Below are 26,015 nucleotides of genomic sequence, written 5' to 3' on the forward strand. Positions count from 1 at the left end.
GCGGTGAGTGCCCCACCCTTCTTGCGCGCTCAGGCGTCTGAACGGCCTCGGCCGGCGTACGACCGTCGGAGTAGGGCGAATGACTACGGACGGCGGATGCCCCGAGCTGGCCTGGGCCCGATCATGGGGAGCTCACGAATCTAAGGAGAGTCCAGTGGTCACCCAGGTCGCCCAGAGGAGCGGATACCTGACCGCGTTCAGGATCGTCGCCGCGCTGAGCATGCTCTCGGTGCTCGTCCAGGCGGTGACGGCCGGGCAGTTGATGAGCGGCGCCACCGGTTCCGCGCACGGATCGGGCGCCACGGCGGTGCACGTGCTGGGGCTGGCGCAGCTCATCGGGGCCGTGCTGCTGTGGCGGCCGGGGCGCGGGGCGGGCTGGCCGGCGCTGGTCAGCCTGGCGGCGCTGCTGCTCGGGGCCGTTCAGTCCATGCTGGGCGGCACGGGCCAGGTGTCCCTGCACGTGCCGCTCGGGATGACGCTCTTCGGGCTCAGCGTGTGGCTGGTCGTCTGGTCCTGGCGCCGCTGAGCGGCCGTCCGGGCGGTGCCGTGACGGACGCCGGTGCGGACGGGTGCCGGTGCGGACGGGTGCCGTGGCGGTCAGGTGCCGTGGCGGGCGAGGTGGTCGGCCTTGCGGATCGGGTCCGGGAGGCGGAAGCGGGGGGCGAGGCGCAGCACCTGGTCCGTGACCGTGTCGAGGTCGATGCGGTGGCCCGGTGAGACGTACACCGGCTTGATGGCCCGTTGCGTGCGCAGCGCGCGGCCGACCGTGGAGTCGCCCAGCAGGATCGGGGTCCACGAGCCGCGCTCCCGGCCCGGGGTGGTGTGGGTGCCGACGAAAGGGGTCTTGGCGACGCCGAGCGAGGGCAGGCCGGTGAGCACGCCGAGGTGGCAGGCCAGGCCGAACCCGCGCGGGTGCGCCAGGCCGTACCCGTCGCAGACCAGCAGGTCGGGCGTGACCGTGAGGCGTTCGAGGGCCTCGACCAGCGCGGGCAACTCACGGAAGGCGAACAGCCCGGGAACGTACGGGAAGGTCGTCCTGCCGTGCACCGTCACCTGTTCCACCACCGACAGCGTGCCGGAGTCGAGCACCACCACGGCGGCGGTCAGCTCGTCGTCACCGTGGTAGTGCACGTCGAGGCCCGCCACCAAGGCGAAGGCGGTGGGTCCGGATCGTTCGACGTGAACGCGGAGGCGGTCCTGGACGGCCTCCGCCTCCGCGACACTCGTCGGCCAGGGGTGAAGTTGATTTACACGCACCTGGCCAACCTACGTGATCTTCTGAAACCGCATACCAAGGTCGAATAAAGGCCTATCGGCGACATGTTCTGTAGTGTCGTGATTCATGAGGGATGCCGTGGTGGTCGTCGGACCGGGCCTGGTCGCCGATCCCGCCCTGCTCGGCGAGGCCGCCGAGCGCGAGTTCGCCGCTCTCGGCGTGCGGGGCACGATCGTGCACGCGCGGGACGCCGCCGAGGTCCTCTCCTGTACGGCACGCGCCGGAGACTCCGGCACCGCCGTCGTCGCCGTCCCGGGACCCACGCCCCAGGCGCGGGAGCTGATGGCCCGGGCGGCCGGGCCGGTCGTCTGGCTGGACCTGGCCCGGGCGGACGACACCGAGGTGGGGGAGGGCGCCGCCCACCTGCACGGACGGGGGGTCGAGGGCCTCACCTGGGCCATCCGCCACGCGGTGCACCGGCTGAGCCACCCCCGACGCCGCGTCCCGTACGGCGATCACCGTGACCAGTGGGCCGACCTGTACCTGCCGACGCTCCCGGCAGGTCCGCCGGCGGCGGTTTCGGCGGGGGATTCGGCGGGGATGGCGGCCTCGGCGGGGGCGCCGGTCGCGGTGCTGGTGCACGGCGGCAACTGGCGCGCGGTGTGGGCCGCCGACCTGATGGACGCGCTCGCGCTCGACCTCGTCGGCCGCGGCTTCGCCGTCTGGAACCTCGAATACCGCCGCCCCGACCCGCACGGATGGCAGGCGGCCACCGACGACGTGGCCGCCGGCCTGGACGCGCTGGCCGGCGTGGACGCGCCCGTCGACCTCGACCGCGTCGCCGTGGTGGGCCACTCGGCCGGGGCCCAGCTCGCCCTGCGGGCCGCCGCCGACGGGGCACGGGTCTCGCTGGCCGTGTCACTCGCGGGGATCCTCGACCTGGTCGAGGCGGACCGGCGCTGGCTCGGCTCGGGCGCCGTCGCCGCCGCCCTCGGCACGCGCGCCGACGCCGGGTCGCGGCTGTACGGCTCCGCCAGCCCGCTGCTCCGGCTGCCGCTCAAGGTGCGCCAGCTGGTCGTCCAGGGCTCCGGCGACGAACTCGACCTCGTCGACTTCGGCCGCCGGTACGCCCGGGCCGCCCGCGAGGCCGGAGATGACGTGACGTACCTGGAAATGTCCGGCGACCACTTCGCCGTGATCGACCCCCGAGCCCCCATCTGGCGCACCACCGCCCTCGCCATCACCGAAACACTCCACTGACGCCCGCACCCGCACGCACCGGCCGGACACACCGCTGCAGGTGCTGGAGGCGAGCGGCGCGCTGCTGGTCGCCATGATCCGCACGACGCCGCCGGAGGTCCTGTGGGCGACCGGCCGCGCCGACCTGCCCGGCCGCCCCCGTCTCAGCACCTGGCGTTGGTACGGCGAGCCCCGGGCATGGCTGGACATCGTCGCCGCTTCGCCGTACGAAGAGGTGATGGAGGTCACGATCGTCGGCGCGGGCCTGGTCGGCTGCCTGCTCGCCTGCTTCCTGGCCCGTCGGGGGCACCGCGTCATCCTGTACGAACGCCGTGACGACCCGCGCGAGCGGGGAGCGGACCGGGGCCGGTCGATCAACCTGGCTGTCTCCGCCCGCGGCATCGACGCGCTGCGCCGCCTCGGCCTCGACCGCGAGGTGCTCGGCGAGGCGATCGCCATGCCCGGCCGGATGATGCACGCGCCCGACGGCACCCTGACGTTCCAGCCCTACAGCGCCGACCGCGGCCACGCGATCCACTCGATCGGCCGCGCCGACCTCAACAGGAGGCTGCTCGACGCCGCCACCGCCCTGTCCGGGGTCGAGGTGCGCTTCGGGCACCGGCTGACCGGCCTGGACCCGCGTACCGGCGACCTGGAGTTCGACTCGGGCGCGACGACCGTCCGGGCGCGGGTGGTGATCGGCGCCGACGGTGCGCGCAGCGCGGTGCGCGGCTCGCTGCAGGCGCTGCCGGGCACGGACTTCAGCCAGGAGTACCTCGACTACGGCTACAAGGAGCTGAGCATCCCGGCGCGTGACGGCGCGTTCGCGATGGAACCGGGGGCGCTGCACATCTGGCCGCGCGGCCGGTCCATGATGATCGCGCTGCCGAACCCCGACCGCTCGTTCACCTGCACCCTGTTCTGGCCGCACGACCGGCTCGCCGCGCTGGACGACCCCCGCCGCATCAGCGCGCACTTCGCCGAGCACTACGCCGACGCGTGCGACCTGATGCCGGACCTCGTGCCCGCCTACCAGGCCAACCCCGTCGGCCACCTGGTCACCGTGCGCTGCTCGCCCTGGCACGTCACCACTCCCGCCATGACGGTCGGTCTGGTCGGCGACGCCGCCCACGCGATCGTGCCGTTCTACGGGCAGGGCGCCAACTGCGGCTTCCAGGACTGCGTCGAGCTCGACCGGTGCCTCGACGAGACCGGCGACGACTTCCCCCGGGCGCTGGAGCTGTTCGAACGGCGTAAGGCCGACACCGACGTCATCGCCAGGCTGGCGCTGGACAACTTCGTGGAGATGCGCGACAAGGTGGGCTCCCGGCTGTTCCTGGCGGGCAAACGGGCCGAACACGCGCTCGAACGGCTGCTGCCCGGCAGGTACGTCTCCCAGTACGAACTGGTGTCGTTCAGCACCACGCCGTACGCCGAGATCGAACGCCGCGTCGCCCGCCGGCGCCGCCTGGTGGCCGCGGCCGGTGCCGCCGTGCTCGCGATGGGGGTGACCGCGGGCCTCGCCCGTGTGGCGAGGCGCCGGTGAACGGCCTGATCCCCACGGCCCGGCACGGGTGAAGGGCTGGCGTGCACGGCGGGAGCGGGCCGAGACTGTGGGCATGCTCTCGTACTCCAGTGCCACCGCGCAGACCCCGCTCCTGGGCGAGACCATCGGCGAGAATTTCGAGCGGACCGTGTCCCGTTTCCCCGGCCGGGAGGCCCTCGTCGACGTGCCCACCGGGCGGCGGTGGACCTACGCCCGGCTCAACGACGACGTCGACCGGCTCGCCCGCGCCCTGCTGGCCAGAGGCATCGCCAAGGGCGATCGGGTGGGCATCTGGGCCCCGAACCGCGCCGAGTGGATCCTCGTCCAGTACGCCACCGCCAAGATCGGCGCCATCCTGGTCAACGTCAATCCGGCCTACCGGAGCCACGAGCTGGAGTACGTGGTCAAGCAGTCGGGCATGCGGCTGCTGATCAGCGCCCAGACGCACAAGACCAGCGACTATCGGGCGATGGCCGACGAGATCGGCTTCGCCGCGACCGTCTACCTGGACGACCCGACCTGGGACACGCTGCTGGCCGAGCAGGCGCCCCCGGCGGCGCTGCGGGACCGGATGGCCGGCCTGACCTTCGACGACCCGATCAACATCCAGTACACCTCCGGCACCACCGGCTTCCCGAAGGGCGCGACGCTGTCGCACCACAACATCCTCAACAACGGTTACTTCGTCGGCGAGCTCGTCCACTACACCGAGAATGATCGGGTCTGCCTGCCGGTGCCGTTCTATCACTGCTTCGGCATGGTCATGGGCAATCTGGGCGTCACGTCCCACGGAGCCTGCGTGGTCATCCCCGCGCCGAGCTTCGAACCTGAGGCGACGCTGCGGGCCGTACAGGAGGAGAGATGCACCTCCCTGTACGGCGTGCCGACGATGTTCATCGCCGAGCTGGCGCTGGCGCGGGGGTTCGACCTGAGCTCGCTGCGGACCGGCATCATGGCCGGCTCGCCCTGCCCGGTCGAGGTGATGAAACGCGTCGTCGGCGAGTTGAACATGCGTGAGGTCGCCATCTGCTACGGCATGACCGAGACATCCCCGGTGTCCACGATGACCAGATCCGACGACGATCTGGCCCGCCGCACCGAGACGGTGGGCCGCGTGATGCCGCACGTCGAGGTGAAGATCGTGCACCCGGAGACCGGCCTGACCGTGCCGCGCGGCGAACCGGGCGAGCTGTGCACCCGCGGCTACTCGGTCATGCTCGGCTACTGGGACGAGCCGGACAAGACCGCCGAAGCCATCGACGCCGCCCGCTGGATGCACACCGGCGACCTGGCCACCATGGACGACGACGGCTACGTCAACGTGGTCGGCCGGATCAAGGACATGGTGATCCGTGGCGGCGAGAACGTCTACCCGCGCGAGATCGAGGAGTTTCTCTACCGCCACCCCGACATCGCCGACGTGCAGGTGATCGGGGTGCCCGACGAGAAGTACGGCGAGGAGCTGATGGCCTGGGTCGTCCTGCGCGAGAGCGCCGCGCCGTTGACCGCCGAGGCGGTCAGGGAGTTCTGCGCGGGGCGGCTGGCCCACTACAAGATCCCCCGGTACGTGCACGTCGTGGACGCGTTCCCGATGACGGTCACCGGCAAGATCCGCAAGGTGGAGATGCGCGAACGCGCCGTCGACCTGCTCGGGCTGCACTCGGCGGCGGACGTGCGCAACGCGTAGCCGGATCGCGACGGGCCGGATCATGACGGGCCGGATCATGACGGGCCGGATCGCGACGGGCCGGATCGCGACGCCCGGCCGTCAAGGCCCTGCCGTGTGGGCGATCGGACACGGCCTAGCATGTCCAGGTGATCGTCGGAGAGGTCTTGGGCCTGCTCGGGGTGGGTGTGACGGCCGGGGTGGTCAGCACGGTGGTCAGCCTCGCGTCGATCGTGTCCTACCCGGCGCTGCTGGCCTTCGGGCTGCCGCCGCTGACCGCCAACGTCACCAACACGGTGGCGCTGGTGTTCACCGGCCTCGGCGCGGCCTTCGGTTCCCGGCCGGAGCTCACCGGGCAGGGCGGCCGGGTGATCAGGCTCGGCCGGGTCACCGCCCTGGGCGGGGCGACGGGGGCGTTCCTGCTGCTGGTGACGCCGTCGCGGACGTTCGAGCTGATCGCGCCGTGGCTGATCGCGGCGGCTTCCCTGCTCCTGGTCCGCCCCCCGTCGGGCCGTCTCCACGGTGAGCATGGGGTGATCATGCGGATCGCGCTGTTCGCCGTGGCGATCTACGTCGGTTACTTCGGCGCGGCGGGCGGCATCCTGATGTTCGCCGTGCTGAGTGCCATGTTCGACCAGTCCCCGGCCAAGTCCAACGCGCTGAAGAACGTGCTGTCCGGACTGGCGAACGCGGTGGCGGCGTTCGGGTTCGCGCTGTTCGGGCCGGTCGACTGGGGCGCGGCGCTGCCGCTGGCCGCCGGGTTCCTGGTGGGCGGCTGGCTCGGCCCGAAGATCGCCCGTCGGCTGCCCGGCCAGAGCCTGCGTTATCTGGCCGCTGCTTGTGGCCTCGCTGTCGCAGCCAAACTCGGCTACGACTCGTACACGGGCTGAACTCCTTCGGCGAGGCGCCCCGCGTCCCGCCGGTCTATCCGTCGACGGCGATCGCCTCGATCTCCAGCAGCCACTCCTCGGTGTAGATGTCGGTGATGATGACGGTCAGCGCCGGAGTGTGGCCGCCGAGGATCTCCGTACGGATGTGCGAGTTGGCCTCCCGGTATCGGCGGTCGGACAGGTAGATGGTCACCTTGGCGAGATTGCGCACGCCCATCCCGGCCTCGGCCAGCACCGCGAGCACGTTGCGCCAGACGATCCGGCACTGGGTGTCGAAGCCTTCGGGGACCTTCCCGTTCTCCGCCCAGGGCACCTGACCGCTGACGAACACCATGCGGCGCGCCCCGGTGACCATGGTGCCGTGCGTGTAGTCGCCGGGCGCCTGCGGCAGGAACGCCGGGTCGATCGGGCGGATGTCCAGAGCGGTCACAGATCCTCCAGGACTGCGTGATGATCGTTGATGGTTACCTGCATCGCGGTGTAGTAGACGCATTCGACGTCGCCGGGATTGGCGAAGGCGTGCGTGCAGTCACCGGCGTAGTAGAGGGCGTCGCCGGTGTCGAGGGTGTGGGACACGCCGTCGAGTGTCACGGTGAGCCGCCCCGCCTCGACCGCGACGTACTCACGGGAGCCGGGAGCGTGCGCCGCGAACGCGCCGATCACCACGCCCGGCGGCACGGTGGTGCGGATGAACTCGAACTCGACGCCGGGCAGGTTCGGCGATAGAATGCGCCGCTGCCAGCCGGCGGCGTCGAGAATGGCCGGCTGCTCCGCCGCGCGCAGCATGATGACCCGTTCGGGCTGTTCCTCGCCGAGCAGCCGGGACACGGTGACGCCGAGCGCGGTGGCGAGCCGAGCCAGGACCAGCACGGTGGGCAGCTTCGTCCCGCGCTCGATGTCGGAGATCATGCTGCGGCTGACCTCGCTGCGGCTCGCCAGCTCGTTGAGGCTGAGCCCGTGCCGGAGGCGCTGCGCGTGCAACCGAGCGCCGAGCCCTTCAACATCCACATCTTCCACTATAGGGGAAATATTCCGCCAAAACGTCCAGCCGATGCCTCAACCGGTGCGGGCTCTGCCCCGTTGCGCCGATCCGGGTCAGATCAGCTTGGCGAAGCGGGTGGTGACCTCGTGCCAGATCGGTGTGGAGATCGGCTCGTCGGCCACCGCTCCCGCGTGGACCTCGTCGGGGTCGAACCCGGCGACCTCCCACTGGCGGATGCGTTCGGGCACCACCTCGGGGTGGAACTGCACGCCCCAGGCCAGCTCGCCCAGCCGGAACGCCTGGTAGGGGCAGGCGGCCGTCTCGGCCAGCCAGACCGCGCCGGGCGGCAGCCCGGTGATCGCGTCGACGTGGTGCTCGATGGCGGGCACCACCGGGGGCAGGTCGCGGAACAGCTCGTCACCGGCGGCTTCGGGCCGGATCGTGATCGGGACGCTGCCGTTCTCCGGGGCGCCCGCGTTGCCCGTCACCTGGCCGCCCGCGACCTCGGCGATCATCTGGCCGCCCAGGCAGATGCCGAACAGCGGCACGTCCTCGGCCAGCGCCTGGGCGACCAGAGCCCTGGCCGGCGCCAGCCACGGCGCCCGATCGTCCTCGCTGGGCAGGAAGCCGCCGCCCAGCATGACCATCGCGCCGTGCCGGAGCTTCGCGGGCACGGGGTCGCCGTCGTAGGCATGGCGCACGTCCAGCCGTAGCCCCGCCTCCTCCAGCCAGCGGCCGAACCGGCCGGGGCCGCCGCTGCGGCTGTTCTGCACGATCAGGACGTCACGCACCGTGCTTCCCATCGCCGATCTTGGTGTCACGCATGCCCGGCATTCTGCCAGGCGCGGGCACCTGTCAATCGCGATGCATCGGCCGCGTGGCGTCCTCCGGCGGCGGCTGACGGTACGACGATCCCGGAGCGTGGTACGGCGGGCCCGGATCCCGATGCGCCGAGCCCTGGTCGCGGTACGACTGTCCCTGGTCCTGATAGGACGGGTCCTGGTAATGCTGGCCCTGGTACGGCTGGCCGTGATCGTGGCCCGGAGAGTAGTGGCCGGGCGTCACCACCGGCGGCCGGGCGGATCGCCAGCGCGACGGCAGGACCGAGACCACGAGCAACGCGATGCCGAGGAAGAGGAAGATCCCGGTGTAGCCGAGGGTCAGGTAGCCGGACCGGAACTGCCCGCCGATCCATGCCTGGGGCAGCGCGAACAGGCCGCGCAGCTCCAGGACCGGCAGGACCCCGAACCCGGTGAACATGAGCCCCCCGATGAGCGAGGAGACCGGCGACAGCCGTGAGCCGGTCAGCAGGGCGAGCAGCACGCCCGCGACCACGAGCAGGCCGAGCCCGGTCCAGGAGGTGGCGAACCGCTGGTAGCCGGCGGAGACCTCGGTCACCCCGTACATCAGACCCGCGGCGATCAGCGGAGGAAGCACTAAGCCGGCGACGATTCCGAGAACATGACGAATCCCAGTTGACATGATCAACCCCGTATGTCCGGTTAGGGCACCAGTTTGTGAGGAGTGTTCCGGGCTGGTCGGAGAGCTGCCCTGACCAGGGTAGACGGGCCTAGTGTCGGGCGTTTCAGCGCCATATGTTTCCAGTCTACTCCGGCCTTTTCAGGAGTGATCTGCATCAAAATCTGTATCACGCTGCCTGTGTTTCCGCACGTCAAGGGCGTGTACACGCGATCACACGCATTGCGGGAACCGGGTATGGTCCTGTCTCACAACAGCAAAGCGGCCCCGGTCGGTGCTACCAACACCGGCTCCGGGGCCTTCACCAGGAGGTATCAGCTCCCGATGCGCGTCCATGTTACCAAGCACTCGTCACGCTTCACGGTCGTCACGAACGCGATCCTGCAAGACAGGTCCCTGTCGTTCATCGCTCGTGGCGTTCTGGCCTACCTCCTGTCGCTGCCTGACGGCGCGAAGGAAGACGTTAAGACGCTCGCTGACAACAGCCCGTTCGTAGGCCGTCGCGGGATCGAAAACGCGCTCCGTGAGCTGATCGCAGCGGGCTACTACGTGCGCAAGACCCACCGGAACCGGTGGGGCAGGCTGATCACGGAGACGGCGGTTTACGACACCCCTCAGATCCGTGTGCCGGCTGCCGACGTACCGACCGGCGCTGAGCCGACGCCCGGCATTGCGGGAACGCCCCTTCGGGGAAAGAACCTGGCAAAAGAAACCCCCACCCTTAGGGGGCGCATGGCGCGCGGGGAGAACCTGACTGAGGTGACTGCGCTCGCGGCCGAAGGGCGGGAGGGTGGGGAAGTCTGCGACGAGACAACCCCCCACATCAGCGGCGATGTGATCGCCGAGGAGCGCCAGGGCGACGACGACGAGCGCAGCGACGACGACCAGGACCCCCCTAGCGTCGGGGGTGACCTGCTGGCCGAGGTGCTACCCCTGTTCGGCCGCCTGCGGCAGCGTGACGGCAGGCTGACGTTCGGCCCTGCCGAGATGCGCAAGCTGCGCCCGCTGGTCGCTGACTGGCGTTCGAGGGGTGCCAGCGACGCTCAGATCGTCGAGGCGGTCTGTGCTGGCCTGCCGGGGCAGATACACGCTCCTGCGGCTCTCGTGGCTGACAGGCTGCGTAGGAAGCTCCCTGAGGTGCCGGTGTCGGCGGCTACGGTCCCTGCCCGCTCGTCGCTGGTCGAGTGCCCGGAGTGCGGGCGTCCTGGCCGTCGTGAAGGGCTCTGTGCCTACTGCCGAGGCGCACATGCGCCTAGTGGCCCTTCGGCCGTCGAGAGAGCGGCTGTAGCGGGCGCAGCCATGGCCCGACGCTTCCTGAGTGGAGCCCTGCCCGCTACGGCGTAGACCGTCCCCCGTGGCCCTGTATCGCCCCGTGTGACACGGAAAGGCACCCATGGGCACATCCCCGCCTAGTCCGGGACAAGGAAACCGTAGGGGATGCCTGGAGAGCCTAGGTGGTAAGGGTGCTTACCCGACTGCGTGTACACGCCCTTGGGTGCTGTACAGGACTGGCGTTGGTCCGGTCTGCCGGGGCTACTTCTGGACTAGTGGGGCTTCTCCGGAGTAACAACCCGGGTTCTCATCGGTATCGCATGCAAGAGTTCATCTCGCAGCAAAGAACACGCCCCAACGGGAAGGTTCATGCCCTGCGTGCAACTTCCTAACTGAACAGAGAACGTGTACACGCTGCCCTGTGAGAGGGCGGCAAGCCAAAAGACATCATCGACACGAAAGACGGATGACACTGTGATTAAGCCGCTGATGACTATCGACGCCCTGGCCGTCTATCTAGACGTGCCGAAGTCATGGCTCTACGACAACGCGTGGCAGATCCCGCATACGCGGGTTGGCCGCTCGTACCGTTTCCGGCAAAGCGAGGTAGACGCGTGGCTGGAAGCGTTCAGGGGCGGCCCTGACATGACCCTGCTGGCTTCCTGAGGAAAGGGATACTCCAATGGCTTTCAAGCTGCCTGACGCCGTGATCGCGGCAATCCGCGAGCAAGCCCGTAAGGACCACAAGCCGGACCCTGACCGATGGCAGGCCGTTCTTGCGACGGCCCGCGTGATGAAGCGTCAGCGGGAAGCTCAGGACCGCGCATGAGCCTTTACGGTCCTGCGCACCCTGGAGAGATAGGCGCATACGTCCCCGTGCACGAGGGCGACGACGGCGTGAACGTGAACTACGTCGAGTACTGCGACGGTCGCCTCTATGAAGCCTCATGGCCTGTAGGCACGCACGGAACCCGCGTGGTCGAGGCTATCCAGCTTGTACCCGCGCGTGCGGTGTCGGATGGTCGCGAGTGGGAGAACGACGAGGACGACATTCGGACTTACGCCGCTTTCTGGCAGGCGTTCTAGCCCGCGTCGGCGGGCTGCTCGTCACACTCCGCGCTGGCCGGCACTTGGTCACCCCTGGTCAGAGCTTCGCTCGACTTTTGAAACCGATCACATACTGTCACGCAGCCCCCTTCGCCGGGGGCTGCGTCGCATCTGGGAAGGATGGAAGGAATGGCTAAGGCGAAGGGCGCTACTGCGCCGATTTGGTGGCAGCTTAAGAGGCAGGCGTGCGCTGACGCGGCGATCAGCGGGCATGAGATGGAGCCGCAGTTCCGGCTTTGGCTGCTCGCCCTTGGGCGGGCTACTCAGGGCGGGCACGCCCAGTTTGCGCCGGGCGAACTCAGGAAGCTTCTGGCACGGCCTGATAAGGCCACGGGGGAGTTTCAGGCACCTAGTCAGCGGACTGTGCGGCGGTGGGTTACCGGCCTGGCGGACGCCGGGCTGATCTCGCCCGAGTCGCGGGTTGACTGCGTTGCTCTCGCGTGGCCGTTGGTGGATTCGAATGTTCGTGTGAGCCCTGTGCCGTGCCCTGTGCACGGGAACAACCTTTCTTGGTCTGCGGAGGGCTGGTTTGACCCTCGCGCTACCGCCGACGAGCTGGCGGAAGGTGCAAAGCGGTCGGCTTCCGCCTACGGGCAGCAAAGAACCTCAACCACACTTTAGGACGATGACACGTGGTGTCCTTTCCCCGGGCGAAAGTGTCGCTCAGGTGTCACCCCACGAGTCTCTGACCTGCAACGATCTGAAGGTTCTTTCTAATTAAGAAGCACGCAGGCATGGCCATGCCTGCTAGTCCATCGGAGCCTTGAAAGGAAGGTAACAAGCAAGGGCAGCGAAGCTGCCACTAGCTAAAGGAAACTAACATGCCCCCGGAAGGGGCAGCTAGTAGGAAGCTAAGTAAGCCCCCTCCTGAAAGGGGGCTAGCTAAGTAGCTAGATAGCTAACAAGCCCCCAAAGGGGGCAGTTTAGATGAAGTACTAGCTAACGAGCCCCGGAACACCGGGGCAGTCATGGTCACGAAGTGACAGGCTTCGAGAACCGCTCAGAAGCTCCCGACGATAAGAGAGACGGCTTGCCGTCGAACTCTAGGCAGCGAGGCTGCCCTATCGACGGCCGATGAAGAGACGACGACAGTCGTCGATAGATGGCGCTGCCGCGCCTCTACTCGAACCACCGTTGACCTAGACGACTGCCGGTGATTCCGGCAGCTCTAGGAGCGCTTTAAAGGCGCTTTGGAGACTCCGGCGATAGTTCGGATGCCGGAGTCAACGTGCGCCCGTTAGGGGCGCTTTGGGCGCTTCATAGACGCCGTTGAACGAGAACGCATTCCGGTATCACCGGATGCGTCAACGAAAGGAACCAACTGACGTGCCCGGAGGGCAGCCATTCAAGACAGAGCGCCGCACGTGCAAGCATTGCGGCGAGCCGTTCACCGCCAGAGTCAAGCCCGGCCGTACGCCGGACTATTGCCCCGGTGCCTGCGCACGCGAGGCAAAGTTAGAGAGAGACCGGAATCGTGGCCGCCCGTACAGACGGTGTCAGCGTTGCCAGCGGAATCGTGATTGCCGCTGGGGTGAAGGCGGGTACTGTTCGGCCCTGTGCTTCGGCGTAGCCGCCATGGTCGCTCGCGGAATCGCTGAGAGCGACGCAGAGACGCGCGTAAGCGCTGTGCTGGCGAGGAGCCCCCGACTGCCTGTCAGGAAGCCGCAGAAGCGGAATCAGGACCCGTGGTGTCCTAAGTGCGGGGGAGAGAAACGGTGTGCTAGTTGGTGCCCGGTGAACGCGTTCACGGGCGACAGCGCAGCGACAATCAACGGCTTGGAAAGCGACCTTCCCGACGTTGCGGTCAAGCACACGGACACCGGCCTAGGCGGGCACTTAGGACCTGACGACGGGTTCACCGCGCCGCACATTCCTAGAGCCGTTGACCAGAACCATGATTGGTTTCAGGCGAACCCGGAATGGTGGGTGACGCCTGAACCCGAACGGGGCGACGTAAAACCAATGATCCGCATTCACGGGTCCGTGTATCCGGTCGAGGTTCTTGCGTTCGTCGCTACCGTGAAGAACGCTGTTGCTTCTGATTACGTGCAAGCCGCCTAGTCGTGTAGCAGAAACTACTAGTGAGGCACTGATTCCAAGTAGGTTCCCCGCGAGAGGCCCCCGCTACGGCGGGGGTTTTCTTGTTTCTGCATTAGGAGCAACCGTGACGCATGACGACATTGCACACCTGACCCCCGGCGAGCTTGCCGCGCTGTACTACGAGGGCAGCATTGACCACCTGGTCGCCAATCTAGAAGTCATCGACGCCGACGAGAACGGCGTAATCACGGGGGTTATCTATGACCCCAAGTGATGCCCCCGCAGAGAACAATGATCCCGACCCTGTAGAGGCCGCTAAGGCTGAAGCTAGGGCGGAGGCCATGCGAGAGGCGAACGCCTCGATTGCTCGCGCCAGGATCGAACTGGAAGCCGCGCGTAAGGGTGTGGACGTATCAGCGTCACTCGACTTTGTGAATACGGCAGCTTTCCTCGCAGAGGATGGCAGCGTCAACGCCGACGCTGTTTCAGCGTTCGTTTCCAGCGTCGCACCTGCCAAGTCTGAATCCGCTTTCTCTCAGGAAGTACTCAAGAACGCCGGGGTACGAAACAGCGAGGAACGCGCTAAGGACCCCTATACGCCCGTCTCATTCAAGGGCATGAGCGTTGCACAGATCGAGGCCCTAGTTAACAGTGGCCGCCTAGATAAGCTCGTCTAACAGAGGAGAAACCCTTGTCCGTCGTTACTACCCCCGCCGATAGCTTCATCCCTGAATACTGGTCGGCGCTTCTACTCACGTCGCTCCGCAAGAATGCGGTTGTGTCGTCGCGCCTCGCGACCAACAGGGATTATGAGGGCGATGTCCGGCGGGGCTCTAAGTGCCACATCAACACCCTGACTGACCCCACGGTCGCCCCGTACACGGGCGGCCCGATCACCACGGGGAATCTTGCGACGACTGACGCTGAGCTGCCTATCAGTCAGGGCGACTACTACAGCTTCCGCGTGCAGGACGTTTTGAAGGTGCAGGCCGCCGGGGACCTGGCGTCCACTGCTACGGCTACGGCCGGTCGCAAGATGCTCGAAACCGCTGACCGCTTCGTCGCTAGCCAGATGATCGCTAATGCAGGTGCTAAGAATGTTGCTATCAGCATTCCTGCGACGGGTAACCAGGGCGACGCGCTCTATGACGCCATTGTTGATAACGTGGTTCAGACCCTTGACGGCAAGGATATCCCGGCCGAAGGTCGCTTCCTCGTCGTCACCCCGCGACTTAAGGCAATGCTGCTGAAGTCCAGCAAGTTCATTGACGCCTCTCAGTACGGCTCTAATGAGCCGATCGTAAACGGGGAGATCGGGCGTTTCGCTGGCTTCACTGTCCAGATGACCACGAACATTCCGCAGACCACGCCCGGCACGCCTGACGTTGACCTGATCGCAGGTCACCCGATGGCGACCACGTACGCTAACCAGATTCAGGAGACCGAATCCATTCGTGACCCTGAGGACTTCGCTTCGATTATTCGCGGACTGCATGTCTATGGCGCGAAGGTCGTGCGTCCTGCCGCGCTCGTTACTGCCAAGGTGACCGTAGCCGCCTAAGCGCGCTACCCGAATGGCCAGTCTTGCCCCTAGTGGCGGGGCTGGCCTTTCTCGTATCAGACAGCGCGTGTGTCACCTAGCGTGATTACGACAAGTCGTACCCCGGGGGTACCCCCACAGTTCCAACTCATCGAGAACAGTGGAGGGCTGGTAGTCCGTTTCTTTCTGGGGCGCAGAAACTCGCCGGGGAACACCGGCTGAGGTTGATATACGAGGAGTGACGAATGTCTAGAGGCCCTAAGCCTGACCCTAGCGCGCCCCGTTCACGGTGGCGTACCGAGGGAAGCAAGGTAAAGCTTCCTGCCGATGGCTGTGATTTGCCTGCCCCTGATCTGCCCGCTGTGCGGGAGTGGTCGGATTTCGAGCAGAAGGTTTGGGCGGATCTCTGGTCGAGCCCTCAAGCTAGCCAGTGGGACGATTCGAATGTGCCTGCGGTGGCGACGATGATTGTTCATTACGTCGCCATCCTGAAGGGCGACGCATCGGCTTGGGAGGCGCAGGAGTACAGGCATCTTGCGGGCGCTCTGGGGCTTACTCCGCAGGGCATGAAGATGCTTGGCTGGGAGATTGATGATGAGCAGTGATCGCCGTAGGGCTCGTGTGGGGTCGCGGAAGCCGGTTGGCGCATCTGCCGGCCTTTGGGGAAGATGCCTGAAGGATGCCGAGGAGATGGTGAAGGCCGACGCTACGCAGTTCGAATACGAGTTGGAGCGTTGGAAGCCGTCAGAGAATCCGGCGAGGAGTTGCCGGGATATCGAGGGCGATATCGCGTCCCTGGTGGCCGTTGACGGGATGCCCATTAAGGGCGCGGTGTGGTTGTACGCTCGCAGGCTCGCCCGTGCTACGGGGCACCCGGAGTTGGGTAAAGACCGCTAGGGAGTCTCAGGAAGCCCGTAGACGCTGTTAGAGCGAATGAGAAAGCCCCCGGCATCCTTGCGATGCTCCGGGGGCTTTTCTGCGTTCTGGGGGCGTTCTAGCCGCCTTCGGGGCGAGACTTCCTGAAGTCTCGCCAGAAGGAGGCGAGTAGGTTGTCCGCGCGGTCTTTCGCTATGGCTTCCGAAGTGTATTCGGACTGCGACATTAGCCCTTTTGTGTCCGGCAGTCGGCAGCTCAGATGCCATCCGCCGTCAGCCTTGCGCAGAGAGAATGCCTTGATTATCCCTACCCATCCGTATTCGGTGTCTGCGAACGCGCGTGCGCGCTCCCAATGGATCTTTGGATGCCAGGCGTGCTCAGCCATTGCGAACGGTGCCTCTCGTATTCCTCGATCGCCTCGCGCAGGTCCGACAATCGGTCGGTTTGGTAGATGACCGGGGGGATTGCCCCGATAAGCCGGGCTTGCCACTGGCCGAAACCCGACTCGTCGATGAACAGCCCCCACCGGGCTAACAGGTCTGCCCACGAGGGCAGCTCTTGGGGGGTCATCCGGTGCATGGGGTAATGCTAGGGCAGCTAGCTGCCCTTAGCTAGGGAAGATGCGGCTAGCCGTCGGTATCTATGGTTGCTGTAGCTGCCTACGGTGGCGGGATGGCCGATCTTGACCGTCGTAAGCCGCTATGGCCGCAGATATACGAGGACATCAAAGGGCAGATCGAGCGAGGGGAGTTGGCCCCGGGCGATCGTGTGCCAGGGATTCACGCGATCATGACGACGTACGGCGTCACCAACTCGACGGCACAGAAGGCGCTCAAAGCTTTGAAGGCTGACGGCCTGGTAGAGACGTGGTCCGGTTCGGGCACGTTCGTCGCGCAGCTCGACGACGGCAAGACGAGCTAGCCCCGTTCTGGTCACGCTCCGCGCTGGCCGGCACTCTTGGCCCACAGGTCAGAGCGTCGTGCATGTCCCCGCGGCTGTCACTCTGCGTGTCTAGGGCTTCCTGCGATTCAGTCCCACGACAGTCAGCCCCAAACCGCTCACAGCGACGAACGTTGGCCCCGCCCAAGCGCCCGCCGCCATCAGGTCGGCCTTGGTGTCGATGAGCACTAAGAGCGCTACGAGTAGAGCCACGATGGCCGCGATGCACAGCGCGAACGCCGCATGCCAGCGACTATTCATCTTGCATACCTCCGTCAGGGGGAGCCGTCACGGGAGCACGCCCGCTCCGGCGAACAGGTATACGAAGCATGTCCGAACCGTGCGACAGCTTGCGGAACCCGAGCGCGGGGTTGTGTGGATAGGGGATCTGTTCACACGATAGGGCGACGCTGTGTGGGTAAAAGAAGATATTCTGGAAACCGCACCGCTTGTTGGCCTAGTTTGAACTCAACTTGTTTTTGTCGTGGCGAATGGCTTGGTGAGTGTTTACAAATAGGGCTTTTCTCGACGTAGCTCATAGTGGACGACGCAGAAAAGCCCCCGCCTAACCGAGGGCCTGCCTGCCGTACTTCCTAGGGGCGTGTGCCCAGCCTCACCAGTTCGTCAAGGTTTGGGATGGTCATTTGCATGATCGGGAGCGTCCCCCGCTTGCCCCGACCGGATGGGCCGAGTGCATAGGTAACGTCCCCGATGGTGACGCGCGGAAGCTCTGGGAACTCGTCAGGGTCGCGAAGGTCTGGCCACTTGAGTACTTCCATGCGGATGCCTGGCTGGCTAGTTACTCTTGCGCCCTAGGTAATCGACGACGCGCGTCACCGCGTCACGCTTGGTCGCTGTGTCTGTATGCACGTAGACGAGCGTGGTCACGTCCACACGATGCCCTAGGTGATCTTGGATTGTCTTGATGTCCACCCCTTCGGCGTACATGGCGCTGGCGCACGTGTGGCGTAGCCCGTGCAGCTTGATCTCAGGTAGTTCTAGCTGGCGCGTGCGACGCAAGAACGTCTTGCTGACCGTCTTGGGCACCAGATGCGCCCCTGGAGGCTCTGTAGCCCTCTTGTCGGCCCTGAGTCGGGGAAACACTAGGTCGCGGTCTTGCCAGGCATCTCCATGGCGCTCAGCGCGCTTAGCGACGTGTTGGCGTTGTTGATCGAGCAGATCCAACGTCTCTTGCGACACGTAGATGCGTCGGCGCCGGTTGCCTTTCGGTGAGTCAACGGTCATGACCTTGTCCCCAACCTGCACGGTGTTCTCCCTTAGCCAGATCATCTGACGGTCACCGTCCACGTCGGTCCAGCGCAGGCCGAGCGCCTCCCCACGGCGCGCCCCTGTTAGGACGATGAACGTCCACAGGTGCCGATAGTTGGCATCCTGCTCGTTCTCGATCAGGGTTCGGATCTGCTCAGGCGTGAACACCCGGATAAGCCCGTCTTCGCTGTCTTCCCGCTCCGTGAGGCGTTCGGCCTTGAGGGCGGCTTCTTCCCGGTACAGCTTCTCTCGCCACGGGCTTTCAGTGACGACGTTGACAACCGCTTTGCCGTCCCGGACGGCGTAGTCCCAGAAGTGCGCCAGAGCGCGCAAGAGCATGATCAGCACGCCTGGCGTGTGCTTGGCGCGTAGCACCGAGAACAGGGCGTCGATCTGCGTCGAGCGGATGGAAGATACGGCTTGTCCGCCGATCGCGTCGGCGGCCAGCCACCGGTATGTGCTCATGTACGTCTCTGTGGTGCTGGCCTTGATCGGGCTGGCCTGCTCCCACAGAGCGGCCACCTCGTTCACCGTGAGGCCGCCGCGTGCGGCGATGATCGCATGTCCCGCCTCGTTCTTCGCGACGGTTTCGCCGATCCACTTAGCAGCGGCTTTCTCACTGCCGTGTCCGCGCTTCACATGCCGTCGTTTCTCGCCGGTGCGCGGGTCCGTTAGGGGCGGCGTCCATGCGTCGTAGACGGTGGTGCCGTTGACCAGCTTGCGGGACCTGATCGTGCCTTGACCGTTCCGAGCTCTACCTCGTGTCGCCATGCATCCCAGCGTCGGCGAATTGCATCAAGTACGGCATCATTGCTGCATTTCGATTACATAACACCTGGTGAAGTTGCCTTCCCTGCTGCTTGTTCCCCCTTCGTCCGGTTAGGGGGACAACCTACCGCGTGGATTCGCGGACGACGAGATCCGGCTGGAACATGATCTGCTGGTGCGCGTGCGTCTCCGGGTTGTCGCACTCGTCCAGCAGCAGCTCGGTGGCCACCCGGCCGAGCTGGTAGGTCGGCTGCCGGATCGAGCTGAGCGACACGGCCGAGGCCGAGGCGAAGTCGATGTCGTCATAGCCGATCAGCGACACGTCGCCGGGCACCCGCACCCCCGCGTGCAGCAGGCCGCGCAGCACGCCCAGAGCCAGCAGGTCGTTGGCGCAGAAGAGCGCGTCGGGCAGCGCCCCCTCGGAGAGCAGCTTCTCGGCCGCCTCCTGCCCGGCCTTCGCCGTCATCGTGGGCATCGAGATCTCGCGGAGCTCGCGCGGGTCGTGACCGGCCGCCGTCATGGCCTGGTGCGCGCCCCGCCGCCGGTCCTGGCACTGCCGGATGGAGGCGGGGCCGGTGACGTAGCCGAGCCGAGCCGCCCCGCCGCTCAGCAGGTGGCCGACGGCCAGGGCGCCGCCGGTCACGTCGTTGACCGCGACCGCGCACTGCCCGGACCGGTCGGCGGGGTGGTCGACGAGCACCACGCAGATGCCGCGCTCGCGCAGCCGGTCCAGCCGGCCCGGGTCCTCGTCGGACGGGGTGATCAGCACCCCGCGCACCCGCTGCTCGGCGAAGACCAGCAGGTTGCGCTCCTCCTTCAGCCGGCTGCCCGAGGAGTTGCCGAGGATGACCGCGTAGCCGCGCTCACTGGCCAGGTCCTCGACCCCGGCGGCGACGTCGGTGAAGAACGGGTTGCCGATGTCGATCACGGACAGGCCGATCGTGCGGCTGTGCCCGGCCCGCAACGTGGAGGCCGAGCCGTGCCTGACGAAGCCGAGGTCTCTGATCGCCGCCTCGACCCGCTCGCGGGTCTCGCCGGCCACCTTCTCGGGACGGTTGAGCACGTTGGACACCGTGCCGGGCGACACTCCCGCCCTGGCCGCGACTTCCTTGATGCTCACTGTCCTCATCGGTGCCCCCGTGGCTCGTAGACGCGCACGCCCGCGCTTCGTCGTACCAGATCCCGCATCTCGGCCAGATCGCCGACCAGGCCACGGGCCCGTGCCTGGACCAGCGCGTTGCCCAGCGCGGCCGCCTCGACCGGGCCGGCGACCACCGGCAGGCCGGTCGCGTCGGCGGTGAGCCGGCACAGCAGCCCGTTGCGCGAGCCGCCGCCCACCAGGTGCACCACCTCGACGGGCCGGCCGCTGAGGCGGACGGCGTCGGTGATGGCCCGCTGGTAGGCGAGGGCCAGGCTCTGCAGGATGCATCGTACGACCTGGGCGCGGCCGTCCGGCGGGCGCCGGCCGGTGCGGGCGCAGTAGGCGGCGATGCGGCCCGGCATGTCACCGGGCGCCAGGAACGACGGGTCGTCGGGGTCGATGACCGCGTCGGTCCCGGCCCGCTCGGCCTCGGCCAGCAACTCGCCGAGGTCCAGGCCGGGCTCGCCCCAGGCGCGCAGGCACTCCTGCAGGATCCACAGGCCCATGACGTTGCGCAGGTAGCGGGTGGTGCCGTCGACGCCGGCCTCGTTGGTGAAGTTGGCCAGGCGGCTCTCCTCGGTGAGCACGGGGGCGGGCAGCTCCACGCCGACGAGCGACCAGGTGCCGCAGGAGATGTAGGCGAAGGCGGGGGTCGTGGCGGGCACGGAGACCACGGCGGAGGCGGTGTCGTGGGAGGCGACCCGGGTGACCGGGGTGGCGTGGCCGAGCTCGGCGGCGACGTCCGCGCGGAGCGGGGCGACCGACGTGTCGGAGATCTCGGGAAATATCCGGCGGGGGAGCTTGAGCTGGGAGATGAGGTCCCAGGCCCAGTCGCGGCGCGTCACGTCGTACAGACCGGTGGTGGAGGCGTTGGTGCGCTCGGCGGCGAGCTCGCCCGTCAGCCAGTAGGCGAGCAGGTCGGGGATCAGCAGCATCGTCGCGGCCCGGTCCAGCCGGTCGCGGAGCAGTTGGTTGACCGTGTTGAAGGGCAGGAACTGCAACCCCGTCACCTCGTACGGGTCCACCCGCTCCGTGACGGCGGCGGTGCGGTCGTCGCGGTAGTGCACCGGGTTGCCGATCAGCCGCCCGTCGCCGTCGAGCAGGCCGTAGTCGACGCCCCACGCGTCGATCCCGATCGACTCGGCGGGGCCGGCCCGCCGCAGGCCGTCGAGGACACCGCCGTAGAGCGACAGGATGTCCCAGTGCAGGGTCCCCGACACCCGCACGGGCCGGTTGACGAAGCGGTGCGCCTCGGCCAGCTCGACCTTCCCGCCGACGAGGTCGGCCGTCATCACGCGCCCGCTGGAGGCGCCCAGATCCACCGAGGTGAAACGCATCCTTTGATTAAAACGTATCAATCACAGTTCTGTCATGGGTCCGGTGAGGCCATTGACGCTCGCTGGTGCAGGGCCTACATTCCGGGGTCAGCCGGTTAAAACGTTTGTCATCCGGAGGATGCGTGAGCGTTCCCCCCACCCTCGCGCTCTCGAACGTCAGCAAGTCGTTCGGGGCCGTCAAGGCGCTTCGCGACGTCTCGCTGGAGCTGTTCGCCGGTGAGGCGCACGCCCTCGCGGGAGAGAACGGCGCGGGCAAGTCCACGCTCGTCAAGACGCTCGCCGGCGTCCACCGGCCGGACAGCGGCCAGGTGCTGCTCGACGGCGAGCCCGTCGTCTTCGCCGGTCCCGCCGACGCCCAGCAGGCCGGTGTGGCCGTCATCTACCAGGAGCCGACGCTCTTCCCCGACCTGTCCGTGGCCGAGAACATCTTCATGGGCCGCCAGCCCCGCCGCGCGCTCGGCCGGATCGACCGCAGGTCCATGCACGCCCAGGCCCGTGCCCTGTTCGGGCGGCTCGGGGTGACGCTCGACCCCGAGCAGCCCTCGCGCGGCCTGTCCATCGCCGACCAGCAACTGGTCGAGATCGCCAAGGCACTCTCCCGCGATGCCCGGGTCCTGATCATGGACGAGCCGACCGCCGCCCTGTCCGGCAACGAGGTCGCCCGGCTGTTCTCGGTGGTGGAGGCGTTGCGCGAGCACGGGTGCGCGATCCTGTTCATCTCGCACCGGCTCGACGAGATCTTCTCGCTCTGCCAGCGGGTCACCACCCTGCGGGACGGCGCCTGGATCGCCGGCGAGCCCGTCGCCGGGCTCACGCACGACGACCTGGTCCGCCGCATGGTGGGCCGCGAACTCGGCGCGCTCTACCCCAAACAGGACGCCGCAGTCGGCGACGTCGCCCTCAGGGTCGAACGGCTGACCCGCGAGGGCGTCTTCACCGACGTCTCCTTCGAGGTACGGCGCGGCGAGATCGTCGCCCTGGCCGGACTCGTCGGCGCCGGCCGGAGCGAGGTGGCGCGGGCCGTCTTCGGCGTCGACCGGTGGGACGCCGGTTCCGTCACTGTGGACGGCCGCCATCTGCCCGCCGGCAGTCCCACGGCCGCCATGGACGCCGGTCTGGCCCTGGTGCCCGAGGACCGCCGCCAGCAGGGCCTGGTCATGGAGCTGTCGATCGAGCGCAACATCGGGCTGACCGGGCTGCGCTCCCTGCGAAGGGGGCTGACCATCTCCCGCAAGGCCGAGCGCGACCGGGCCGCCGACTGGGCGGTGCGGTTACGGCTCAAGTTCGCCCGGCTCGGCGACGGGGTGGGCGTGCTGTCCGGCGGCAACCAGCAGAAGGTGGTGCTGGCCAAGTGGCTGGCCACCGAGCCGTCCGTGCTCATCGTGGACGAGCCGACCCGCGGCATCGACGTGGGCACCAAGGCCGAGGTGCACCGCCTGCTGTCGGAGCTGGCCGGGCAGGGCATCGCGGTGCTGATGATCTCCTCCGACCTGCCGGAGGTGCTCGGCATGGCCGACCGGGTGCTGGTCATGCACGAGGGACGGCTGGCCGCCGAGATCCCGCGCGCCGAGGCGACCGAGGAGAGCGTGATGAACGCCGCCACCGGGAGGGCCGCATGACGACCGCCACCAGGAGGGCCGCGAAGGGGAGGGCCGCGTGACGACCGCGACCGCGCCGCCCGAGCGGGCCGCCGCTCCGCGCAGCGCCCGCGGCCTGGTCGACCTGGTCTTCCGCGCCCGCGAGCTGAGCCTGGTGATCGCCCTGGTCGCGCTCGTCGGCGGCACCACCGCTGCCAACCCCAACTTCCTCTCCGGCCAGGGCATCGAGGACATCCTGCTCAACACGGCCATCCTCGCGCTGCTGGCCGTCGGGCAGTCGATCGTGGTCATCACCCGCAACCTCGACCTGTCCGTCGGCTCGGTGGTGGGGCTGGTCGCGTTCGTCACCGGCGACGTGCTGGCGAGCGGCTGGGGCCTGGTGCCGGGTGTCGTGTTCGGGGTGGCGGTCGGCGCGGTCTGCGGCCTGCTGAACGGCCTGCTGGTCAGCTTCTGCCGGGTGCCCGCCCTGGTCGTCACCCTCGGCACGCTCTACGTGATCCAGGGCGTCGGCCACTACCTCGCCCACGGCCGGCAGATCAACGCGGTCGACCTGCCGCCGGAGCTGCTCGCCCTGGGCAACGGCGCCCTGTCCGGCGTGCCGTACCTGCCGCTCATCACGCTCGTGTTCATGCTGGCGATCGGCTACTACCTGCGCTCCTACCCGAGCGGCCGGGAGTTCTACGCGATCGGCTCCAGCCCGGAGGCGGCCCGGCTCGCGGGCGTGCCCGTGCGGCGCCGCGTCCTGGCCGCCTACCTGGTCAGCGGCTGCCTGGCCGGGCTGGCGGGCGTGCTCTGGCTGGCCAGGTTCGGCACCGTCGTCGGCGACTCGGCGAACGGCTGGGAACTGCTCGTGATCAGCGCCGTCGTCGTCGGCGGCGTCGCGATCACCGGCGGCGTCGGCAGCGTGTACGGGGCCGCGCTCGGCGCGCTGCTGCTCACCACGATCGGCAGCGCGCTGGTCGTGCTCCGGGTCAACCCGTTCTGGCAGCAGGCCATCACCGGGGCGCTGCTCCTGATCGCGATCAGCGTCGACAGGGTGCTCGCCCTCAGGCTCGCCCGCCTGCTCAGGAACAGGAGCCGCCATGGCTAGAGTGCTGCGCTGGGACGTGCTCGTCGCGTCCCTGCTGATCGTCGTGTTCGCCGGCGGCTCGTTCACCTCGCCCGGTTTCGCGAGCGTCGACAACCTGTCGTTCGCGCTCGGCGACCTGGGCGAGATCGCGCTCATCGCGCTGGCCATGACCATGCTGGTGGTCGCCGCCGAGGTGGACCTCTCGGTCGCCTCGGTGCTCGGCCTGTCCAGCGCGCTGGTCGGCGCGCTGTGGGACGGCGGTATGGCCATCGAGACGATCATCCCGATCGTCGTGCTGGCCGGCGCCGGGTGCGGCCTGGTCAACGGCCTGCTGGTGACCAGGCTCGGGCTGCCCTCACTGGCCGTCACGATCGGCACGCTCGCCCTCTACCGCGGCCTGGCGTACGTGGTGCTCGGCGACAGGGCCGTCGCCCAGTTCCCGCCGGACTACACCGCGCTGGCCGTGGGCGACGTGCCCGGGACGCCGATCCCGTACCCGATCGCGCTGTTCGTCCTGCTCGCTGTGGTCGTCGGCGTCGTCCTGCACGCCACCGGCTTCGGCCGCTCCCTGTACGCGATCGGCGCGCAGGAGCAGGCCGCGTTCTTCGCCGGGATCCGGGTCAAGCGGATCAAGCTGCTGCTGTTCGTCGTCTCCGGGACCGTCGCCGCGTTCGCCGGAGTGATCTTCACCCTCAGATACGGCTCCGCCCGTGCCGACAACGGCATGGGCATCGAGCTCGCCGTCATCGCCGCCGTGCTCCTCGGCGGCGTCGACTTCGACGGCGGCAAGGGCACGCTCGGCGGCGTCATCGCCGGAGTGCTGCTCATCGGGCTGCTGCGCAACCTGCTCATGCTCGGCGACGTCTCGACCGAGATCCAGTCGATTGTTACCGGCCTGCTGCTCATCGTGTCGGTCCTCACCCCCCGTCTCGTCTCCCTCATCAGGCCGGCCCTGAAAGGAATCCCATGACCCCGACGCGCCTCACCGCCGTCGCCGCGCTGCTCACCCTGGGCATCGCGGGATGCGGCGGCACCACCAAGTCGAGCGTGACCTCGGCGCCCGCTCCGGCCCCGGCGTCCTCCGCCCCCGCCACCGCGAACCCCGGCGCGCCGCTCAAGCAGGGACTCAAGCTGGCGTTCCTGCCCAAGCAGATCAACAACCCGTACATGACGATCGTCGCGACCGCGGGGGCCGAGGCGGCCAAGGAGTTCCAGGGCGAGGCCAAGGAGGTCGGCCCGTCCGACGCGTCGGCCTCCTCGCAGATCTCCTACATCAACACGCTCACCCAGCAGGGCCACGACGCCATCCTCATCTCGGCCAACGACCCCAACGCCGTCTGCGGCCCGCTCCAGCAGGCCCGCGCCAAGGGCATCAAGATCGTGTCGTACGACTCCGACGCCGCGCCGGAGTGCCGTGACCTGTTCATCAACCAGGCCAGCTCCGAGGAGGTCGGTCGCAGCCAGGTCAGGCTGCTCGCCGAGATGATCGGCAACAAGGGCGAGATCGCGATCCTGTCGGCCACGGCCAACGCCACGAACCAGAACACCTGGATCGACTTCATGAAGGACGAGCTGGGCAAGCCCGAATACAAGGACATGAAGCTGGTCAAGGTGGCGTACGGCGACGACGACGACCAGAAGTCGTTCACCGAGACCCAGGGCCTGCTCCAGGCCTACCCCGACCTGAAGGGGATCATCTCGCCCACCACGGTCGGCGTCTCGGCCGCGGCCCGCTACATCTCCGGCTCCAAGTACAAGGGCAAGGTCGTCCTGACCGGCCTGGGCACGCCCAACCAGATGCGGCAGTTCGTCAAGGACGGGACGGTCCAGAAGTTCGCCCTCTGGAACCCCAAGGACCTCGGCTACCTGGCCTCCTACGCGGCGGCGGCGCTGGCGTCGGGGCAGATCAGCGGCGCCGAGGGCGAGACGTTCAAGGCGGGCAAGCTCGGCGAGCGCACGATCGGCAAGAACGGCGAGGTCATCCTCGGCCCGCCGTTCACCTTCGAGGCTGCCAACATCGACCAGTTCGACTTCTAGGAAT

At 67.8% G+C, this 26,015-nt stretch carries 27 protein-coding genes; 19 read left to right on the forward strand and 8 right to left on the reverse strand.

Going from position 1 to position 26,015, the window contains the following annotated elements; genetic code table 11:
• Positions 1 to 154 precede the first annotated feature (154 nt).
• Complete coding sequence (locus tag AC5L3X_RS30695) at positions 155 to 526, forward strand: hypothetical protein (protein WP_494861600.1); 372 nt, start codon at positions 155 to 157, stop codon at positions 524 to 526.
• A 71-nt stretch (positions 527 to 597) separates the two neighbouring features.
• On the opposite strand, the gene AC5L3X_RS30700 is transcribed toward AC5L3X_RS30695, so the two are convergent.
• Entirely contained in the window at positions 598 to 1,257 is a 660-nt protein-coding gene (locus tag AC5L3X_RS30700; RefSeq protein WP_494861602.1) for an endonuclease V, read from the reverse strand.
• 85 nt (positions 1,258 to 1,342) lie between these two features.
• Between AC5L3X_RS30700 and AC5L3X_RS30705 the strand changes: the two genes are divergently transcribed.
• The 4 genes from AC5L3X_RS30705 to AC5L3X_RS30720 all read left to right on the forward strand — a co-directional run bounded on the left by AC5L3X_RS30705 (position 1,343) and on the right by AC5L3X_RS30720 (position 6,557).
• The gene (locus tag AC5L3X_RS30705; protein WP_494861604.1) at positions 1,343 to 2,476 is read left to right on the forward strand and encodes an alpha/beta hydrolase family protein; all 1,134 of its coding nucleotides are present in this window, start codon (positions 1,343 to 1,345) and stop codon (positions 2,474 to 2,476) included.
• Between the two features lie 40 nt (positions 2,477 to 2,516).
• Positions 2,517 to 4,001: an FAD-dependent oxidoreductase gene (locus tag AC5L3X_RS30710; RefSeq protein ID WP_494861606.1), complete on the forward strand. Its 1,485-nt coding sequence runs from the start codon at positions 2,517 to 2,519 to the stop codon at positions 3,999 to 4,001.
• A 73-nt stretch (positions 4,002 to 4,074) separates the two neighbouring features.
• Entirely contained in the window at positions 4,075 to 5,688 is a 1,614-nt protein-coding gene (locus tag AC5L3X_RS30715) for an AMP-binding protein (RefSeq protein ID WP_494861608.1), read from the forward strand.
• Between the two features lie 128 nt (positions 5,689 to 5,816).
• Positions 5,817 to 6,557 carry a sulfite exporter TauE/SafE family protein gene (locus AC5L3X_RS30720; protein WP_494861610.1) on the forward strand — a complete coding sequence of 247 codons (741 nt, stop codon included), beginning with the start codon at positions 5,817 to 5,819 and terminating at the stop codon, positions 6,555 to 6,557.
• Between the two features lie 34 nt (positions 6,558 to 6,591).
• Here the strand turns inward: AC5L3X_RS30720 and AC5L3X_RS30725 are convergent, their stop codons facing one another.
• The 4 genes from AC5L3X_RS30725 to AC5L3X_RS30740 all read right to left on the reverse strand — a co-directional run bounded on the left by AC5L3X_RS30725 (position 6,592) and on the right by AC5L3X_RS30740 (position 8,976).
• Complete coding sequence (locus tag AC5L3X_RS30725; protein ID WP_494861612.1) at positions 6,592 to 6,987, reverse strand: RidA family protein; 396 nt, start codon at positions 6,985 to 6,987, stop codon at positions 6,592 to 6,594.
• On the reverse strand, positions 6,984 to 7,565 hold the full coding sequence (locus AC5L3X_RS30730; RefSeq protein WP_494861614.1) for a helix-turn-helix domain-containing protein: 582 nt from the start codon (positions 7,563 to 7,565) through the stop codon (positions 6,984 to 6,986). The genes AC5L3X_RS30725 and AC5L3X_RS30730 overlap by 4 nt, the downstream gene beginning before the upstream one ends.
• Positions 7,566 to 7,652: 87 nt before the next feature.
• Complete coding sequence (locus AC5L3X_RS30735) at positions 7,653 to 8,330, reverse strand: type 1 glutamine amidotransferase (protein ID WP_494861615.1); 678 nt, start codon at positions 8,328 to 8,330, stop codon at positions 7,653 to 7,655.
• Between the two features lie 64 nt (positions 8,331 to 8,394).
• Complete coding sequence (locus tag AC5L3X_RS30740; protein WP_494861616.1) at positions 8,395 to 8,976, reverse strand: energy-coupling factor transporter transmembrane component T family protein; 582 nt, start codon at positions 8,974 to 8,976, stop codon at positions 8,395 to 8,397.
• A 366-nt stretch (positions 8,977 to 9,342) separates the two neighbouring features.
• Here AC5L3X_RS30740 and AC5L3X_RS30745 point away from each other — a divergent pair, with 366 nt between their 5' ends.
• From AC5L3X_RS30745 to AC5L3X_RS30790, 10 genes are all read left to right on the forward strand, one after another.
• The gene (locus AC5L3X_RS30745) at positions 9,343 to 10,362 is read left to right on the forward strand and encodes a hypothetical protein (protein ID WP_494861617.1); all 1,020 of its coding nucleotides are present in this window, start codon (positions 9,343 to 9,345) and stop codon (positions 10,360 to 10,362) included.
• A gap of 402 nt (positions 10,363 to 10,764) precedes the next feature.
• Positions 10,765 to 10,956 (forward strand): helix-turn-helix domain-containing protein, encoded by a 192-nt coding sequence (locus AC5L3X_RS30750; protein ID WP_494861619.1) that lies wholly within the window; start codon positions 10,765 to 10,767, stop codon positions 10,954 to 10,956.
• 16 nt (positions 10,957 to 10,972) lie between these two features.
• Positions 10,973 to 11,119, forward strand: a complete 147-nt coding sequence (locus tag AC5L3X_RS30755) for a hypothetical protein (protein ID WP_494861620.1) — start codon at positions 10,973 to 10,975, stop codon at positions 11,117 to 11,119.
• Between the two features lie 47 nt (positions 11,120 to 11,166).
• On the forward strand, positions 11,167 to 11,376 hold the full coding sequence (locus AC5L3X_RS30760) for a hypothetical protein (RefSeq protein ID WP_494861621.1): 210 nt from the start codon (positions 11,167 to 11,169) through the stop codon (positions 11,374 to 11,376).
• Positions 11,377 to 13,131: 1,755 nt separating this feature from the next.
• Complete coding sequence (locus tag AC5L3X_RS30765; RefSeq protein WP_494861622.1) at positions 13,132 to 13,458, forward strand: hypothetical protein; 327 nt, start codon at positions 13,132 to 13,134, stop codon at positions 13,456 to 13,458.
• A 103-nt stretch (positions 13,459 to 13,561) separates the two neighbouring features.
• Positions 13,562 to 13,711: a hypothetical protein gene (locus AC5L3X_RS30770; protein WP_494861623.1), complete on the forward strand. Its 150-nt coding sequence runs from the start codon at positions 13,562 to 13,564 to the stop codon at positions 13,709 to 13,711.
• Positions 13,698 to 14,114 (forward strand): hypothetical protein, encoded by a 417-nt coding sequence (locus tag AC5L3X_RS30775; protein WP_494861625.1) that lies wholly within the window; start codon positions 13,698 to 13,700, stop codon positions 14,112 to 14,114. The genes AC5L3X_RS30770 and AC5L3X_RS30775 overlap by 14 nt, the downstream gene beginning before the upstream one ends.
• A 14-nt stretch (positions 14,115 to 14,128) precedes the next feature.
• Positions 14,129 to 14,998 carry a phage capsid protein gene (locus AC5L3X_RS30780; protein WP_494861627.1) on the forward strand — a complete coding sequence of 290 codons (870 nt, stop codon included), beginning with the start codon at positions 14,129 to 14,131 and terminating at the stop codon, positions 14,996 to 14,998.
• A gap of 224 nt (positions 14,999 to 15,222) precedes the next feature.
• Positions 15,223 to 15,582 (forward strand): phage terminase small subunit, encoded by a 360-nt coding sequence (locus AC5L3X_RS30785; protein WP_494861629.1) that lies wholly within the window; start codon positions 15,223 to 15,225, stop codon positions 15,580 to 15,582.
• A 943-nt stretch (positions 15,583 to 16,525) separates the two neighbouring features.
• Positions 16,526 to 16,774 (forward strand): winged helix-turn-helix domain-containing protein, encoded by a 249-nt coding sequence (locus AC5L3X_RS30790; protein ID WP_494861631.1) that lies wholly within the window; start codon positions 16,526 to 16,528, stop codon positions 16,772 to 16,774.
• A gap of 813 nt (positions 16,775 to 17,587) precedes the next feature.
• Here AC5L3X_RS30790 and AC5L3X_RS30795 read toward each other — a convergent pair.
• The 3 genes from AC5L3X_RS30795 to AC5L3X_RS30805 all read right to left on the reverse strand — a co-directional run bounded on the left by AC5L3X_RS30795 (position 17,588) and on the right by AC5L3X_RS30805 (position 21,307).
• Positions 17,588 to 18,832, reverse strand: coding sequence for a tyrosine-type recombinase/integrase (locus AC5L3X_RS30795; protein ID WP_494861633.1), 1,245 nt, complete (start codon positions 18,830 to 18,832; stop codon positions 17,588 to 17,590).
• A 121-nt stretch (positions 18,833 to 18,953) separates the two neighbouring features.
• Positions 18,954 to 19,958 carry a LacI family DNA-binding transcriptional regulator gene (locus AC5L3X_RS30800; protein ID WP_494861635.1) on the reverse strand — a complete coding sequence of 335 codons (1,005 nt, stop codon included), beginning with the start codon at positions 19,956 to 19,958 and terminating at the stop codon, positions 18,954 to 18,956.
• On the reverse strand, positions 19,955 to 21,307 hold the full coding sequence (locus tag AC5L3X_RS30805) for a rhamnulokinase (protein WP_494861637.1): 1,353 nt from the start codon (positions 21,305 to 21,307) through the stop codon (positions 19,955 to 19,957). Before AC5L3X_RS30805 ends, AC5L3X_RS30800 begins: the two co-directional genes overlap by 4 nt.
• Before the next feature lie 122 nt (positions 21,308 to 21,429).
• Between AC5L3X_RS30805 and AC5L3X_RS30810 the strand changes: the two genes are divergently transcribed.
• The 4 genes from AC5L3X_RS30810 to rhaS are packed head-to-tail and all read left to right on the forward strand — an operon-like array spanning position 21,430 to position 26,011.
• Positions 21,430 to 22,926, forward strand: a complete 1,497-nt coding sequence (locus AC5L3X_RS30810) for a sugar ABC transporter ATP-binding protein (protein WP_494861639.1) — start codon at positions 21,430 to 21,432, stop codon at positions 22,924 to 22,926.
• A gap of 37 nt (positions 22,927 to 22,963) precedes the next feature.
• Positions 22,964 to 23,995 (forward strand): ABC transporter permease, encoded by a 1,032-nt coding sequence (locus AC5L3X_RS30815; protein ID WP_494861640.1) that lies wholly within the window; start codon positions 22,964 to 22,966, stop codon positions 23,993 to 23,995.
• Positions 23,988 to 24,944, forward strand: a complete 957-nt coding sequence (locus AC5L3X_RS30820) for an ABC transporter permease (RefSeq protein WP_494861641.1) — start codon at positions 23,988 to 23,990, stop codon at positions 24,942 to 24,944. Before AC5L3X_RS30815 ends, AC5L3X_RS30820 begins: the two co-directional genes overlap by 8 nt.
• Positions 24,941 to 26,011 (forward strand): rhamnose ABC transporter substrate-binding protein, encoded by a 1,071-nt coding sequence (gene rhaS, locus AC5L3X_RS30825; RefSeq protein ID WP_494861642.1) that lies wholly within the window; start codon positions 24,941 to 24,943, stop codon positions 26,009 to 26,011. Before AC5L3X_RS30820 ends, rhaS begins: the two co-directional genes overlap by 4 nt.
• Positions 26,012 to 26,015: the final 4 nt, after the last annotated feature.

This window comes from Nonomuraea sp. CX421, assembly GCF_059358955.1.

Excerpts from the sequence above, each read along its gene's own strand:
- AC5L3X_RS30705 (WP_494861604.1), top strand. The coding sequence starts at position 1,343 with ATGAGGGATGCCGTGGTGGTCGTCGGACCGGGCCTGGTCGCCGATCCC.
- AC5L3X_RS30715 (WP_494861608.1), top strand. The coding sequence starts at position 4,075 with ATGCTCTCGTACTCCAGTGCCACCGCGCAGACCCCGCTCCTGGGCGAG.
- AC5L3X_RS30745 (WP_494861617.1), top strand. The coding sequence starts at position 9,343 with ATGCGCGTCCATGTTACCAAGCACTCGTCACGCTTCACGGTCGTCACG.
- AC5L3X_RS30755 (WP_494861620.1), top strand. The coding sequence starts at position 10,973 with ATGGCTTTCAAGCTGCCTGACGCCGTGATCGCGGCAATCCGCGAGCAA.
- AC5L3X_RS30775 (WP_494861625.1), top strand. The coding sequence starts at position 13,698 with ATGACCCCAAGTGATGCCCCCGCAGAGAACAATGATCCCGACCCTGTA.
- AC5L3X_RS30785 (WP_494861629.1), top strand. The coding sequence starts at position 15,223 with ATGTCTAGAGGCCCTAAGCCTGACCCTAGCGCGCCCCGTTCACGGTGG.
- AC5L3X_RS30790 (WP_494861631.1), top strand. The coding sequence starts at position 16,526 with ATGGCCGATCTTGACCGTCGTAAGCCGCTATGGCCGCAGATATACGAG.
- AC5L3X_RS30795 (WP_494861633.1), bottom strand. The coding sequence starts at position 18,832 with ATGGCGACACGAGGTAGAGCTCGGAACGGTCAAGGCACGATCAGGTCC.
- AC5L3X_RS30800 (WP_494861635.1), bottom strand. The coding sequence starts at position 19,958 with ATGAGGACAGTGAGCATCAAGGAAGTCGCGGCCAGGGCGGGAGTGTCG.
- AC5L3X_RS30805 (WP_494861637.1), bottom strand. The coding sequence starts at position 21,307 with ATGCGTTTCACCTCGGTGGATCTGGGCGCCTCCAGCGGGCGCGTGATG.
- AC5L3X_RS30820 (WP_494861641.1), top strand. The coding sequence starts at position 23,988 with ATGGCTAGAGTGCTGCGCTGGGACGTGCTCGTCGCGTCCCTGCTGATC.
- rhaS (WP_494861642.1), top strand. The coding sequence starts at position 24,941 with ATGACCCCGACGCGCCTCACCGCCGTCGCCGCGCTGCTCACCCTGGGC.